Genomic DNA, 14,264 nt, shown 5'->3' with positions numbered 1-14,264 from the left:
CGCGACGACGAACAGAAGAGGAAATCATGCACATCGGTCTTGTCGGCCTCGGTCGCATGGGCAACAACATGCGTGCCCGTCTCCGCAACGCAGGCATCGAGGTCACCGGCTACGACGCGAACCCCGCCGTCTCGGACGTCGCCGACCTCGGCGCACTCGCCGCAGCGCTCCCCGAGGGCAAGAAGCTCGTGTGGGTCATGGTCCCGCACGGCAAGATCACCGACGACGTGATCACCGACCTGTCGAACGTCCTGAGCGAGGGCGACCTCGTGATCGACGGCGGCAACTCGAAGTGGCTCGACGACGAGGTGCACGCCAAGCAGCTCGACGCGAAGGGCATCCGCTACATGGACGCCGGCGTCTCCGGCGGTGTCTGGGGCAAGGAGAACGGCTACGGCCTCATGGTGGGCGGCGCCCCCGAGGACGTCGAGTTCGCCATGCCGGTCTTCGACGCGCTCCGTCCCGAGGGCCCGCGCGAAGAGGGCTTCTCGCACGCCGGCGGCGTCGGCGCGGGCCACTACGCGAAGATGGTCCACAACGGCATCGAGTACGCGATCATGCAGGCCTACGGCGAGGGCTACGAGCTCCTCGAGGCGAAGGACATCGTCCACGACGTCCCGGCGGTCTTCGCCGGATGGCAGCGCGGCACGGTCGTCCGCTCCTGGCTGCTCGACCTCCTCGTCCTCGCGATCAACGAGGACCCGAAGCTCGACGAGCTCGAGGGCTACGTCGACGACTCGGGCGAGGGTCGCTGGACCCTCGAAGAGGCGATCGAGCTCGCGGTGCCGATGCCCGCGCTCTCCGCGGCGATGTTCGCCCGCTTCGTCTCGCGTCAGGGCAGCGAGTCCCCGACGATGAAGGCCGTCGCGGCGCTCCGCAACCAGTTCGGCGGCCACGCCGTCAAGAAGGCGTAGTCCAACCGGGGCAACCCGGCCACGGCCCGCGTGCACGTCGACCACCTGCAACTCACGGACTTCCGGAACTACCGGGAGGCCGAGGTCGACCTCGCACGCGGGCCGAACCTGTTCGTCGGCCGGAACGGACAGGGCAAGACCAACCTCGTCGAGGCGATCGGCTACCTCTCCACCCTGGGGTCGCACCGGGTCCCGACGGACGCGGCACTCGTGCGGCAGGGCTGCGACGCGGCGATCGTCCGCGCTCGGCTCGCGCACGAGGACCGCAGCATCCTCGCCGAGGTCCAGATCAACCGCACCGGCTCGAACCGGGCGCAGGTGAACCGCTCGGCCATCAAGCCCCGCGAGCTCCCGCGCTACTGCACGAGCGTCCTCTTCGCGCCCGAGGACCTCGCGCTGGTCCGGGGCGAACCGGCCGGCCGACGCCGGATGCTCGACGAACTCCTCGGGCAGATCGCCCCGCGCATGCAGGGCGTCCTCGCCGACTACGACCGGACGCTCCGGCAGCGGAACACCCTGTTGAAGTCGGCCCGGGCGACCGGTGCGAAGGCGGGTTCGCTCGCGACGCTCGACGTCTGGGACGAGCGGCTCGTGGCGTTCGGCGCCGAGATCATCGCCGCCCGTGACCACCTCACCCGGCGGCTCGCCCCGTTCGTGGCCGAGGCCTACGCGACCGTCGCCGGCGAACGGCACGAGGCGTCGATCACCGGAGTCCTGAGCGTCCGCGGCGGCGACCCGGAGGACGCGGCCGCGACGGATCCCGTCCTCGGGACACCCGACGAGCCGGTCACCGTCACCGCGGCTGCCGATGCGTTCCGCGCGGCACTCGAACGGCGTCGACGCGACGAGCTCGACCGCGGCCTGACGCTCGTCGGTCCCCACCGCGACGACGTCCTCTTCCAGCTGAACGGGTTACCTGCCCGCGGCTACGCCAGTCACGGGGAATCGTGGTCGTTCGCGCTCGCCGTGCAGCTGGCCAGTGCGTCGATCCTCCGCGCCGAGTCGAGCCTGGGGGATCCGATCATCATCCTCGACGACGTGTTCGCCGAACTCGACGAGTCGCGCCGGGAACGCCTGGCCGGGGCGGTTGCCGACTACGAGCAGGTGCTCATCACCGCGGCGGTGTTCGGTGACGTGCCCGAGCAGCTGGCCGCGCACACGGTCCGGATCGAAGCGGGCACGATCGTGACCGACGAGGCGGAGCCGAGCCGCGCCTCCAGTCCGACCGAAGAACCGGACGACCACCGGGCGGAAGCCGACCCGACCGGAGCGGGCCTCTGATGCCGAAACCGTCGAGACCCACCGAGCCCTCGCGGGTCTACCGGCACCTCCGCGCCGTCTTCGGCGACCCCTCGAAGCGCGGCGTCGACGCGCGCCGGCGCCGTATGAAGGGACTCGACCCCGATTCCGTGCCTTACGGTCGCGGTCGCGAGCCCGCCGGACTCGGTGACGTAGTCGGTTCGCTCGCGCAGGAACTGGGCTGGACCGAGCCCCTCGCCCGGTCCGAGCTGTTCGTGGACTGGCCCGCCGTGGTGGGCGAGGAACTCGCGAAGCACTCCCGACCCGTGACCATCGACGACGGTGCACTCGTCATCCGGTGCGACTCGACGGCCTGGGCGACCCAGCTCCGACTGATGCGTAGCACTGTCACGACGACCATCGCCGAGCGGCACCCCGAGGCGGGGGTGCAGTCGATCCGGGTTTCGGGCCCCGACGCCCCCACCTGGAAACGCGGTCCCAGGACGGTTCAGGGGCGCGGTCCCCGCGACACTTACGGGTAGGGCGACGAAATCGTCCGGGAGGACGAAAAAAGGCCGTCCACGGCCGGAATCCGCCCTCGGAGGAGGGGGTCCTGCGGTAGACTGAGAGGTGCAGTGCGCGGGTGTTCCGCGCGCAGGCAGGAGCACCTTCGAATGACATCCGGATCTGACGACGACCGACAGAACTCGTCCGGCGAGGCGGCCCCGCAGAGCGATCCAGCGTACGGCGCAGACCAGATCCAGGTGCTCGAGGGACTCGAAGCCGTCCGGAAGCGTCCGGGCATGTACATCGGGTCGACCGGTCCCCGCGGTCTGCACCACCTCGTGCAGGAGATCGTCGACAACTCCGTCGACGAAGCACTCGCGGGCTACTGCGACACGATCAACGTCACCATCCGCGAAGACGGCGGCGTCCGCGTGGTCGACAACGGCCGTGGCATCCCCGTCGGGATCCACGCTGCCGAGGGCGTCTCGACCGTCCAGGTCGTGCTCACCGTCCTGCACGCCGGCGGCAAGTTCGGCGGCGGCGCGTACGCGGTGTCCGGTGGTCTGCACGGCGTCGGTTCGTCGGTCGTCAACGCGCTGAGCTCCGAGCTCGACGTCGAGGTCCGCCAACAGGGCCACGTCTGGCGCCAGAGCTACACCGACGGCGTCCCGGTCGCGCCCCTGTCGAAGGACGAGGAAGACGACGGCCACGGCACCACGATCACCTTCTGGCCGAACGCCGACATCTTCGAGACCGTCGTCTTCGACTACGAGACCCTGCGCACGCGCTTCCAGCAGATGGCCTTCCTGAACAAGGGCCTGCGGATCACCCTGACCGACGAGCGCACCCCGGCCGAGGGTGAAGAGGCACGGCACGACTCCTTCCTCTACGAGCGCGGGCTCGCCGACTACGTCGAGTACCTCAACGCCCAGAAGAAGGCCGACCTGGTGCACCCGGACGTCATCGGCTTCGAGGCCGAGGACCCGGAGCGCAAGATCGCGCTCGAGGTCGCGATGCAGTGGAACACCTCCTACCAGGAGAGCGTCCACACCTTCGCGAACACGATCAACACGCACGAGGGCGGCACCCACGAAGAGGGCTTCCGCGCGGCGCTGACGTACCTGGTCAACAAGTACGCGCGCGAGGCGAAGATCATCAAGGAGAAGGACGACAACCTCACGGGTGACGACATCCGTGAAGGGCTGACGGCCGTCATCTCCGTGAAGCTCGGCGAGCCGCAGTTCGAGGGGCAGACGAAGACCAAGCTCGGCAACACCGAGGCGAAGGGCTTCGTCCAGCGCGTCGTCGGCACCGAGCTCACCCACTGGTTCGAGAGCAACCCGACGCAGGCCCGCGACGTCGTGCGCAAGGCGATCCAGGCCTCCCAGGCCCGTCTCGCCGCACGCAAGGCACGCGAGACCACCCGTCGCAAGGGCCTCCTCGAGTCGGGCGGCATGCCCGGCAAGCTCAAGGACTGCCAGTCGAAGGACCCGACGGTCTCCGAGATCTTCATGGTCGAGGGTGACTCCGCCGGTGGTTCCGCCGTGCAGGGTCGCAACCCGATGACGCAGGCGATCCTGCCGTTGCGCGGCAAGATCCTCAACGTCGAGAAGGCCCGCCTCGACCGTGCCCTGGCCAACCAGGAGATCCAGTCGATGATCACGGCGTTCGGCGCCGGCATCGGCGAGGACTTCGACCCGGACAAGGCCCGGTACCACAAGATCGTGCTGATGGCCGATGCCGACGTCGACGGTCAGCACATCACGACCCTGCTCCTCACCCTGCTGTTCCGCTACATGCGGCCGCTCATCGAGCGCGGCTACGTGTACCTCGCGCAGCCGCCGCTCTACCGCCTGAAGTGGTCGAACTCGGCGCACGAGTACGTGTTCAGCGACCGGGAGCGCGACGCCCTGATGCAGGCCGGCCTCGCCGCCGGCAAGCGCATCCCGAAGGACAACGGGATCCAGCGCTACAAGGGTCTCGGCGAGATGGACTACAAGGAGCTGTGGGACACCACGATGAACCCGGACACCCGGACGCTCCTGCAGGTCACGCTCGAGGACGCCGCCGCGGTGGACAGCGTCTTCGCGACGCTGATGGGTGAGGACGTCGAGTCCCGTCGCCAGTTCATCCAGCAGAACGCGAAGGACGTCCGGTTCTTGGACATCTGATCCTGGCCTGGAGGCGCGGCGTGAGTCGCGCGGACCAGTCCTGACCACCTGTGGTCGCGCCCGGCGCGACTGACGGAACCACAGCCTCCAGGCTGTCCAGAAAGGGAACGAAGCCACATGGCTGACGACAACGAGAACGGCGCCGACGAGCAGCCCGAGATCGTCCACGGCGACAGCGGGGACATCGTCGTCTCCGGTGACCGCATCTCGCAGGTCGACCTGCAGCTCGAGATGCAGCGCTCGTACCTCGACTACGCGATGAGCGTCATCGTCGGTCGTGCCCTGCCCGAGGTCCGTGACGGACTGAAGCCGGTGCACCGCCGCGTGATCTACGCGATGTTCGACGGCGGCTACCGTCCCGACCGGGCCTTCTCGAAGTGCTCGCGCGTCGTCGGCGACGTCATGGGGCAGTTCCACCCGCACGGCGACAGCGCGATCTACGACGCCCTCGTCCGCCTGGTGCAGCCGTGGTCGCTCCGGTACCCGCTCGCGCTCGGCCAGGGCAACTTCGGTTCCCCGGGCAACGACGGCGCCGCCGCCCCGCGGTACACCGAGACCAAGATGGCGCCGCTCGCCATGGAGATGGTCCGGGACATCGACGAGGACACCGTCGACTTCCAGGACAACTACGACGGTCGCACGCAGGAGCCCGCGATCCTGCCGGCACGCTTCCCGAACCTGCTGGTCAACGGGTCCGTCGGCATCGCGGTCGGCATGGCGACGAACATCCCGCCGCACAACCTGCGCGAGGTCGCTGCGGGCGCCAAGTGGGCGCTCGAGCACCCCGACGCCACGCGTGAAGAGCTCCTCGGCGCGCTCATGCAGCGGATCAAGGGCCCGGACTTCCCGACCGGGGCGCAGATCCTCGGCACGAAGGGCATCCAGGACGCCTACCGCACCGGTCGTGGCTCGATCACGATGCGCGCGGTCGTCAACGTCGAGGAGATCCAGGGTCGTACCTGCCTCGTCGTCACCGAGCTCCCGTACCAGGTGAACCCCGACAACCTCGCGATCCGCATCGCCGAGGGCGTGAAGGACGGCAAGCTCGCCGGCATCGCGGACATCCGCGACGAGACCTCGGGTCGTACCGGTCAGCGCCTCGTCATCGTGCTCAAGCGCGACGCCGTCGCCAAGGTCGTCCTCAACAACCTGTACAAGCACACGCAGCTGCAGGAGAACTTCGGCGCGAACATGCTCGCGATCGTCGACGGCGTGCCCCGCACCCTCGCGCTCGACGGGTTCATCTCGGCGTGGGTCGACCACCAGATCGACGTCATCGTCCGCCGTACCCAGTTCCGGCTGCGCGAGGCCGAGAAGCGCGCCCACATCCTCCGTGGCTACCTGGCCGCGCTCGACGCCCTCGACGAGGTCATCGCGCTCATCCGCCGGTCGCCCGACGTCGAAGAGGCCCGCACCGGCCTGATGGACCTGCTGTCCGTCGACGAGATCCAGGCGCGCGCGATCCTCGAGCTCCAGCTCCGTCGTCTCGCCGCCCTCGAGCGGCAGAAGATCCACGACGAGGCCGAGGAGCTCGAGCGCAAGATCGCCGACTTCCAGGACATCCTGGCATCGGAGACCCGTCAGCGCACGATCATCGGCGACGAGCTCGAGGAGATCGTCGAGCGGTTCGGCGACGACCGCCGCAGCGAGATCCTGCTCGGCTTCGACGGCGACATGTCCATCGAGGACCTCATCCCCGAAGAGGAGATGGTCGTCACCATCACCCGCGGCGGGTACGTCAAGCGGACGCGCAGCGACAACTACCGCTCGCAGCACCGCGGCGGCCGCGGGGTCAAGGGTGCGCAGCTGCGCGCCGACGACATCGTCGAGCACTTCTTCGTGACGACGACGCACCACTGGCTCCTCTTCCTCACGGACAAGGGGCGGGTCTACCGCGCCAAGGCCTACGAGCTGCAGGAGGCCAGCCGCGACGCCAAGGGTCAGCACGTCGCGAACCTGCTCGCCATGCAGCCGGACGAGCAGATCCAGCAGGTGCTCGACATCCGCGACTACGAGGCGGCGCAGTACCTCGTGCTCGCCACGGCGCACGGTCTCGTGAAGAAGACCCCGCTCACCGAGTACGACACGAACCGCACCGGTGGCATCATCGCGATCAACCTGCGCGACGGCGACACCCTGGTGCAGGCACTCCTCGTCGACGAGCACGACGACCTCCTGCTCGTGTCGAAGCACGGCATGTCGCTGCGCTTCACCGCGACGAACGACACCCTGCGCCCGATGGGTCGATCGACCTCCGGCGTGAAGGGCATGTCCTTCCGCGACGACGACTCGCTGCTCGCAGCCCGGGTCGTCTCGGACGACGGCTACGTGTGGGTCATGACCGAGGGTGGCTACGCCAAGCGCACGTCGGTCGACCAGTACCGCGTGCAGGGCCGTGGTGGTCTCGGCATCAAGGTGGCCAAGCTGGCCGCTGACCGGGGCGACCTTGTGGGTGCTCTCATCGTGGGCGAGGACGACGAGGTGCTCGTCGTGCTGCAATCGGGCAAGGTGGTAAGGTCTGCCGTGGCCGAGGTGCCCGCCAAGGGTCGCGACACGATGGGTGTGGTCTTCGCGAGGTTCGCGGAGAACGACCGGATCATCGCGGTGGCCCGGAACACAGAGCGGAACCTGGACGACCAGGACGACGCCGAGATCGAGCCTGCGGGCCCGGTGGAGACGGTCAGCCCGGACGAAGCGGCCGCCGACCCCGCCGACACAGTGCCCACGGACACCGTGGCCGGAGAGGACCAGTCAAGCAATGAGTAGTGTCGCCGAGAAGCTCCAGAAGAAGGCGAAGCGGCCCGTCGGCACCCGTCAGGTGCGGCTGCGGCTCGTGTACGTCGACTTCTGGTCGATGGTGAAGCTCAGCTTCCTCATCGCCCTGGCCGGCTCGATCGTGATCGTCGTCGCCACCGCGCTGGTGTGGGTCATCCTGAACCAGACCGGTGTCTTCACCCAGATCGACGCCCTGCTGAAGGACGTCACCGGGCAGAACAACTACTCGATCATGGACCAGTTCTCGCTGGGCCAGGTGCTCGGGTTCTCCATCGTCGTGGGCATCCTCAACGTGGTCGTCGGCACCGTGCTCGGCGCCATCGTGAGTGTCCTCTACAACCTCAGTGTGCGGATCACCGGCGGCTTGCTCGTCGGTTTCACGAACAACTGACACACCCGGGCCGGATGGGCCGACCGCCTCGATTTCGTTCTGCGAGATCCGTACGGTAGGCTTTCATCCGGTCTGAGGGGCTATAGCTCAGGCGGTTAGAGCGCTTCGCTGATAACGAAGAGGTCCAAGGTTCAAGTCCTTGTAGCCCCACCACTTCCTCCGACACTCCGTACGATGGGTGTCACGGGGCCTTAGCTCAGTTGGTAGAGCGCCTGCTTTGCAAGCAGGATGTCGGGAGTTCGATTCTCCCAGGCTCCACTCCCTCGGCGTGAGCGATGCTCCGCTCGTTCCTCGCTTCGCCTCGCTCGGTCGTCGTGTTCGTCGGCGCCCTCGGCGCGCCGCTCCGCGATCGGTTCCGTTGCGCGACGTTCTTGCGGGCTCGGTCGGTTCGGGCTCGAGGATTGCCGATTGTGGCATCTCGCGCCGGCTTGGCGGCCGTTCGCGGGACCTCGGTGGACGTGAGTGGCGCGTGGTGCGACCGCGACACGGCTCCGGGTGGACCCCGGCGGACGTGCGTGGTGGGTTGTGCGACCTCGCCGCGTGGCGGGGTGGGCCGAACGCGACGGCGGACGGGAGGCGCGGGGCGGGGCCGACCCGCGCCTCCCGTCCGTCGCCGGGCCGGCGCCGGGCCGGTGAGCGGGCACGACATGCCGTGCGTCGGGCGCCGAGTGGGCACGAACTGCCGCTTCGGCGGGGTGAGTGGGACGTATTCTGCCCGCTCGCCGCGAGCCGCGGGCCCACGGACGACGAAGGGCCCCGGCGCGTGCCGGGGCCCTTCGTGCGAACCGGGAGGTCAGGCGGCAGGCTTCTCCGCCGTGTCAGCGTCGTCGGCGACCCACAGGTCGTCGTCCGCGCGGAGCGTCTGGTACGCGGCGTAGGCGGCACCCGCCACGGCGACGACTCCGACCACGATCAGCGCGACACCGCCGAAGCCGATGCCCTTCTTCTGGTGCGGCACGTACTTCTCCGCAGCCTTCTTGGCCTTCTTGCCCTTCTTCTGGGCGTTCTTCACGATCTTCTTGACGCGGGGGTCCTTCGCGAGGTCACCCACGCTGAGGACCGAGCCCGCCGTCGCGACGAGTCCGGGGACGACCTCGGACTGGAAGCGGTGCGAAGCACTCTGCGCTGCGCTCGTGGCAGCGTGCACCCCCGTGGCGACAGCCGGACGGATGCCGTTGTCGATCGCGTTCTGCACTCGCGGAGCGATGTCCTTGCGAGCGGTGTCAACGGCGTGGGACCGCGCCTCCGCAAGGATCGCGTTCGCGTGCTCGAGGACCTTGCGCTGCTCGCCGAGGAGCGAGGCGGTCTGGCCCTTGAGCTTCTTGATCTGCTTCCGGCGCTTGCGCGGGATCTCGATCGTCGTCATCTGGTACCTCCATCGGAACGGCGTGACCCCCATCCTGCCACCGCAGTGCCTGACAGGTCACGGAGCCTCACCTGTGTGATCCGTCTGACCGTCAGCAGTACATGCGAGAATCGGAACATGTCTCTGCACACCGCTGTCGCAACGATCCACACGAACAAGGGCGACATCCGCGTCAACCTGTTCGGCAACCACGCTCCGAAGACCGTCAAGAACTTCGTCGACCTCGCGACGGGCAAGCAGGAGTGGACCCACCCCGGCACCGGCAAGGTCTCGACCGACAAGCTGTACGACGGTGTCGTCTTCCACCGCATCATCAAGGACTTCATGATCCAGGGCGGCGACCCGCTCGGTCAGGGCATCGGCGGACCGGGCTACCGCTTCGACGACGAGATCCACCCGGAGCTCACCTTCCAGAACCCGTACATCTTCGCGATGGCGAACGCCGGCATCCAGGGCGGCCGCGGCACCAACGGCTCGCAGTTCTTCATCACCACGGTGGCGACGCCGTGGCTGCAGGGCAAGCACACCATCTTCGGCGAGGTCGCGGACGACGAGTCCCGCGCGGTCGTCGACGCGATCGAGGGTGTGGCGACCGACGGCCGTGACAAGCCGCTCGAGGACGTCGTCATCCAGAGCATCGACGTCGAGGACGTCTGAGCCACCACGTGACCGATCAGGCGTACAACCCGAACAACACCTGCTACCGGCATCCGGACCGGCAGAGCTTCGTGCTCTGCCAGCGCTGCGGGCGGACGATCTGCCCGGAGTGCCAGACGCCGGCGGCGGTCGGGGTGCACTGCCCTGAGTGCGTGCGTGAGCAGCGTGCGCAGTTCCAGGCGAACCGTCGGGCGTCCGGAGGCCCCAGCGGGCTGACGGTCGCCCGGCGGCGCTTCGCCATGCTCGACCAGAAGGCGACGGTCGTGATCGTCGCCGTCTCGGTCGCGATCTGGTTGCTCGACCAGGTCTCGGGCGGGTTCTTCACGAACCTGTTCGCCTACAACTCGCTGCTCCTGCCCTCGCAGCCGTGGCGAGCGGTGACGGTGCTCTTCGTGCACTCGGGCCTCTTCCACATCCTGTTCAACATGTGGGCGCTGTGGATCTTCGGCCGGATGCTCGAGAACATGCTCGGGGCGTGGCGGTTCCTGGCGCTCTACTTCATCACCGGGATCTTCGGGTCGATGCTCGTGACGTTCCTGGCCCCCGGCACGTGGGTGGTCGGAGCGTCCGGCGCGATCTTCGGGCTGTTCGCGGCGTTCTTCGTCCTGCAGCGCAGTCTCGGCAACAACGCCGTGCAGCTGCTGGTCATCATGGGACTCAACCTCGTCGTGGGGTTCCTGCCCGGTACGAACATCTCGTGGCAGGCGCACGTCGGCGGGATCATCGGCGGCTTCGTGGTCGGGTTCGTGTTCGCACGGACCCGCAACATCCGCCAGCGTCCGCTGCAGATCGCACTGCTCGTCGCCGCCGCGGTCGTGGGCATCGCCCTGACCGCCGTCGGGTACGCGGTGACGATCGGCTGACAGCCGCACACCAGCTCCACCGGACGCCCCGTCGCTCAGCGGCGGGGCGTTCGTGCGTCCGCGAGGGCTTTTCCACACGTGCACGACTGAGTTGTCCACAGCTGTGGAGAACGCGGTGAGTTACACGCATGTGATTATCCCCACTGTGGAGTCCGCTGTGGATAACTCCGGGACGGGGGTGTGGATGGGTGTGTGGAGAGTGTGGAGAACTGTGGAGAACGCGCGCGGAGGTGGGGACAAGGGCCACGGCGGGGCGAGTGCACTGTGGACAACGGCACGAACGACGACGCCCGCCGCACCAGCAGGTGCGACGGGCGTCGGGAGGTGTGTGGCCGGGGTGCTACCGCCAGCGCGTGGTCATCAGGAAGCCGACGAACATGATGCCGAAGCCGATGAGGATGTTCCACGAACCGAGGGACGGCACCGGCAGCGTTGTGTTCGAGATGTAGAAGACGATCACCCAGGCGAGGCCGATGAGCATGAAACCGAACATGACCGGCTTGAACCACACGGGGTTCGGCTGGTCCCCCGCGGTGTCGACCGAGTCGGCTCGGGTCGTCCGGGCGGGCTTGGTGCGGTCCTTGTCCTTGGCCATGGCCGGTATCCTACCGTGACCGCGGGTGTGGGAAGCCTCTCAGCCCGCCGCACACATCCCCCACGAGTACGGTGAACCGACCATGACCAAGATCCTCGTCGTCGACAACTACGACAGCTTCGTCTACACGCTGAACGGCTACGTGCAGCAGCTCGGGGCGGAGACCGACGTGGTCCGGAACGACGCCTTCCCCGCGTCCGAGATCGCCGACCGCATCGCCGAGTACGACGGTGTGCTTCTGTCTCCCGGCCCCGGGACGCCCGCGGACGCCGGCGTCTCCGTCGAGACCGTGCACGCCGCCATCGCCGCGGACAAGCCCCTGCTCGGTGTGTGCCTCGGCCACCAGGCCATCGCCGAGGCGCTCGGTGCGACGGTCACCCACGCCGAGGAACTCATGCACGGCAAGACCTCGCAGGTCGACCACGACGACAGCCCCCTCTTCGCCGGCGTCCCGCATCCCTTCACGGCGACGCGCTACCACTCGCTCGCGATCGTCGACGGCACGGTCCCCGACGAGCTCACGGTGACGGCCCGGACCGGTGGCGGCGTCATCATGGGCGTGCAGCACCGCGAGCACCCCGTGTACGGCGTGCAGTTCCACCCGGAGTCGGTCCTCACCGAGGGCGGCTACCGGATGGTCGGCAACTGGCTCGAGACGACCGGCCTCGCCGGTGCAGCGGAACGCGCTGCGGGCCTGAACCCGCTCATCGCGGCCCACCGGGCCTGACAGCGGCGCGCCACTGACGCGACCGCCCTGCGGGACGGTCGGGACGTGGCGGGGTCGAGCCGCGCCTCCGGGAAGGCAGGCCGACGGCGCCGGACAGGAGGCGCGGCGCACCCCCGCCGCGGAGCATCCGTCAGGACGCGGTCAGGTCACTGACCGTCGTCGCCGCCGTCCTTGCCACCGTCGGCGGGTGCATCCGTCGCCGGCGGCTGCGAGGGCTGCGCCGAGCCGGCGCAGTACGTGAGCGTCACGGTGCTGCCCTGCGCGATGTCGCCGGCGGGGGCGCTCTGCTGCGTCACGGTGCCACCGATGCACGAGTACGACGGCGCCGGTGTGACCTTCAGCCCCAGCTGGGCGAGGGTCGCGTTCGCCGTGGAGAACGGCTGCTGGGTGACGTTCGGCAACTCGACCTTGCCGTTCGACACCGTCAGGTTCACCACCGTGCCCTTGGTGTGCTGCGACGTGGCGGCCGGGTCGGTGCTCATGACCGTCCCCTCGGGCACGTCGGGCGAGTAGTCGGAGTTGATCGCACCGACGGCGAAGCCCGCCTGCTCGAGGGTCTTCTGCGCCGCGTCCTGCGCCTGCCCCGCGAGGTCCGGGACGGCGACCTGTTCGGGACCGAGCGAGACGATCACGCGGACGTTCTGCTTGCGCGCGACGTTCGTGCCGGAGCCGGGCTCGGTGCGGATGACCGATCCCCGGTCGACGTCGTCGGAGTTCTCCTCGACCTTGACGGGGACGAGGTCCTTCTTGCCGAGCGCGGAGGCCGCGGAGTCGTAGGTCGCACCGACGACGTTCGGCACGCTGACCGAGGACGTGACGGGAGGCTTGCCCGGACCGAGGTTCGCCACGAAGAACACGACCGCCACGATGACCGCCGCGGTCAGGATGATGCCGACCCAGATCCAGGCGACGGGCGGCCGGTTCTGGGTGCGCTGCGGACGGTGCTCGGCGGTGTCGTCGTCGAGCTCGCGGAAGGCCACCGCGGGGTTCGAGGTCGTCCGGGGGTTCACACCGAACAGCACCGTCGAGGCGTCGTGGGCGGCCTGCTGCTGGAGCTTGCGGGTCGACGCGGGGACCTTGCCCGCCGCGGCCTGCTGCAGTTCCGTCCGGAACTCCGCCGCGTTCTGGTAGCGGCGCGTACGGTCCTTCACCAGGGCGTGCAGCGTGACCGCGTCGAGCGCCGGCGAGACCTCGGGCGTGAGGGACGACGGCGCGACGGGCTGTTCGCTGACGTGCTGGTACGCGACGGCGACGGGGGTGTCGCCGAGGAACGGCGGGCGGCCGGTGAGCAGCTCGAAGAACACGACACCGGTGGAGTAGACGTCGGTGCGGGCGTCGACGGTCTCGCCGCGGGCCTGTTCCGGGGAGAAGTACGACGCGGTACCGAGGATCGAGGTCGTCTGGGCGACCGTCGCGGAGGTGTCGGTGATGGCGCGGGCGATGCCGAAGTCCATGACCTTGACCTGGCCGGAGTGCGTCACCATGACGTTCGCGGGCTTGATGTCGCGGTGCACGACGCCGGCACGGTGCGAGTACTCGAGCGCGGTGAGGATGCCCTCGGTGATGCGCACGGCTTCGTCCGGGGCGACCGGGCCGTCGCCGATGATGTCGGAGAGCGGACGGCCCTCGACGTACTCCATGACGATGAAGGGCACCTGCACCTCGGCACCGGAGGTCTCGGTGACCGTCTCTTCGCCGGCGTCGTAGACGCGGACGATGGTGGGGTGGGCCATGCGGGCGGCCGCCTGGGCTTCCTGCCGGAAGCGCGTGCGGAACGCCGGGTCATTGGCGAGGCTGGGCTTCAGCAGCTTCACCGCCACCTTGCGTCCGAGCCGGGTGTCGTTGCCCAGATGCACAGTGGCCATGCCGCCCCGACCGATGACGTCACCGATCTCGTAGCGGTTGGCGAGGAGGGTGATCCCCGCGGTCACACCTTCTGGCACGTACTCCTCCGAATGTCCGTCCGGGCAAGTGTACGGCAGGCTTCGCTGGTGAGACGCTGGTGACGGGGGGCTCGACCGAACCGTTACGCAACGGTGTCGCGAGCCCCCGTCCGGGG

12 protein-coding genes and 2 tRNA genes are annotated in these 14,264 nt (G+C 68.7%); 11 read left to right on the top strand and 3 right to left on the bottom strand.

Annotation, left to right across the window (positions count from 1 at the left end; genetic code table 11):
• Positions 1 to 26 precede the first annotated feature (26 nt).
• From gnd to JSX79_RS00795, 8 genes are all read left to right on the top strand, one after another.
• Complete coding sequence (gnd, locus tag JSX79_RS00830; protein ID WP_092385584.1) at positions 27 to 914, top strand: phosphogluconate dehydrogenase (NAD(+)-dependent, decarboxylating); 888 nt, start codon at positions 27 to 29, stop codon at positions 912 to 914.
• Positions 915 to 944: 30 nt separating this feature from the next.
• The gene (recF, locus tag JSX79_RS00825) at positions 945 to 2,195 is read left to right on the top strand and encodes a DNA replication/repair protein RecF (protein WP_229084719.1); all 1,251 of its coding nucleotides are present in this window, start codon (positions 945 to 947) and stop codon (positions 2,193 to 2,195) included.
• On the top strand, positions 2,195 to 2,695 hold the full coding sequence (locus JSX79_RS00820; protein WP_070417465.1) for a DUF721 domain-containing protein: 501 nt from the start codon (positions 2,195 to 2,197) through the stop codon (positions 2,693 to 2,695). Before recF ends, JSX79_RS00820 begins: the two co-directional genes overlap by 1 nt.
• A gap of 132 nt (positions 2,696 to 2,827) precedes the next feature.
• Positions 2,828 to 4,831, top strand: a complete 2,004-nt coding sequence (gene gyrB, locus JSX79_RS00815) for a DNA topoisomerase (ATP-hydrolyzing) subunit B (protein WP_229084714.1) — start codon at positions 2,828 to 2,830, stop codon at positions 4,829 to 4,831.
• A gap of 117 nt (positions 4,832 to 4,948) precedes the next feature.
• Positions 4,949 to 7,597: a DNA gyrase subunit A gene (gene gyrA / locus JSX79_RS00810; protein ID WP_070417463.1), complete on the top strand. Its 2,649-nt coding sequence runs from the start codon at positions 4,949 to 4,951 to the stop codon at positions 7,595 to 7,597.
• Positions 7,590 to 7,997 carry a DUF3566 domain-containing protein gene (locus JSX79_RS00805; protein ID WP_070417462.1) on the top strand — a complete coding sequence of 136 codons (408 nt, stop codon included), beginning with the start codon at positions 7,590 to 7,592 and terminating at the stop codon, positions 7,995 to 7,997. The genes gyrA and JSX79_RS00805 overlap by 8 nt, the downstream gene beginning before the upstream one ends.
• A 76-nt stretch (positions 7,998 to 8,073) precedes the next feature.
• Positions 8,074 to 8,150: transfer RNA gene (locus tag JSX79_RS00800), tRNA-Ile, on the top strand.
• A gap of 32 nt (positions 8,151 to 8,182) precedes the next feature.
• Positions 8,183 to 8,255 (top strand) — tRNA-Ala (locus JSX79_RS00795).
• 535 nt (positions 8,256 to 8,790) lie between these two features.
• Here JSX79_RS00795 and JSX79_RS00790 read toward each other — a convergent pair.
• Positions 8,791 to 9,363: a hypothetical protein gene (locus JSX79_RS00790; protein ID WP_083295136.1), complete on the bottom strand. Its 573-nt coding sequence runs from the start codon at positions 9,361 to 9,363 to the stop codon at positions 8,791 to 8,793.
• A gap of 117 nt (positions 9,364 to 9,480) precedes the next feature.
• On the opposite strand from JSX79_RS00790, the gene JSX79_RS00785 reads away from it, so the two are divergent.
• Positions 9,481 to 10,020: a peptidylprolyl isomerase gene (locus tag JSX79_RS00785; RefSeq protein WP_070417461.1), complete on the top strand. Its 540-nt coding sequence runs from the start codon at positions 9,481 to 9,483 to the stop codon at positions 10,018 to 10,020.
• Between the two features lie 8 nt (positions 10,021 to 10,028).
• Positions 10,029 to 10,883, top strand: coding sequence for a rhomboid family intramembrane serine protease (locus JSX79_RS00780; RefSeq protein ID WP_071294232.1), 855 nt, complete (start codon positions 10,029 to 10,031; stop codon positions 10,881 to 10,883).
• 340 nt (positions 10,884 to 11,223) lie between these two features.
• Here the strand turns inward: JSX79_RS00780 and JSX79_RS00775 are convergent, their stop codons facing one another.
• Positions 11,224 to 11,478 carry a cell division protein CrgA gene (locus tag JSX79_RS00775; protein WP_070417459.1) on the bottom strand — a complete coding sequence of 85 codons (255 nt, stop codon included), beginning with the start codon at positions 11,476 to 11,478 and terminating at the stop codon, positions 11,224 to 11,226.
• 82 nt (positions 11,479 to 11,560) lie between these two features.
• Between JSX79_RS00775 and JSX79_RS00770 the strand changes: the two genes are divergently transcribed.
• Positions 11,561 to 12,205 (top strand): aminodeoxychorismate/anthranilate synthase component II, encoded by a 645-nt coding sequence (locus tag JSX79_RS00770; RefSeq protein ID WP_070417458.1) that lies wholly within the window; start codon positions 11,561 to 11,563, stop codon positions 12,203 to 12,205.
• A 146-nt stretch (positions 12,206 to 12,351) separates the two neighbouring features.
• Here the strand turns inward: JSX79_RS00770 and pknB are convergent, their stop codons facing one another.
• Positions 12,352 to 14,148 carry a Stk1 family PASTA domain-containing Ser/Thr kinase gene (gene pknB / locus JSX79_RS00765; protein ID WP_308061312.1) on the bottom strand — a complete coding sequence of 599 codons (1,797 nt, stop codon included), beginning with the start codon at positions 14,146 to 14,148 and terminating at the stop codon, positions 12,352 to 12,354.
• Positions 14,149 to 14,264 lie beyond the last annotated feature (116 nt).

This window comes from Curtobacterium sp. GD1 (assembly GCF_020882855.1).
Taxonomy (GTDB): Bacteria; Actinomycetota; Actinomycetes; order Actinomycetales; family Microbacteriaceae; genus Curtobacterium.
Note: the sequence above shows the minus strand (reverse complement) of the source record. Positions and strands in the feature narration are given on the sequence as shown.

Coding starts and splice junctions, on each gene's coding strand:
- gyrB (WP_229084714.1), top strand. CDS start 2,828: ATGACATCCGGATCTGACGACGACCGACAGAACTCGTCCGGCGAGGCG.
- gyrA (WP_070417463.1), top strand. CDS start 4,949: ATGGCTGACGACAACGAGAACGGCGCCGACGAGCAGCCCGAGATCGTC.
- JSX79_RS00790 (WP_083295136.1), bottom strand. CDS start 9,363: ATGACGACGATCGAGATCCCGCGCAAGCGCCGGAAGCAGATCAAGAAG.
- JSX79_RS00785 (WP_070417461.1), top strand. CDS start 9,481: ATGTCTCTGCACACCGCTGTCGCAACGATCCACACGAACAAGGGCGAC.
- JSX79_RS00820 (WP_070417465.1), top strand. CDS start 2,195: ATGCCGAAACCGTCGAGACCCACCGAGCCCTCGCGGGTCTACCGGCAC.
- JSX79_RS00805 (WP_070417462.1), top strand. CDS start 7,590: ATGAGTAGTGTCGCCGAGAAGCTCCAGAAGAAGGCGAAGCGGCCCGTC.
- JSX79_RS00775 (WP_070417459.1), bottom strand. CDS start 11,478: ATGGCCAAGGACAAGGACCGCACCAAGCCCGCCCGGACGACCCGAGCC.
- JSX79_RS00770 (WP_070417458.1), top strand. CDS start 11,561: ATGACCAAGATCCTCGTCGTCGACAACTACGACAGCTTCGTCTACACG.
- gnd (WP_092385584.1), top strand. CDS start 27: ATGCACATCGGTCTTGTCGGCCTCGGTCGCATGGGCAACAACATGCGT.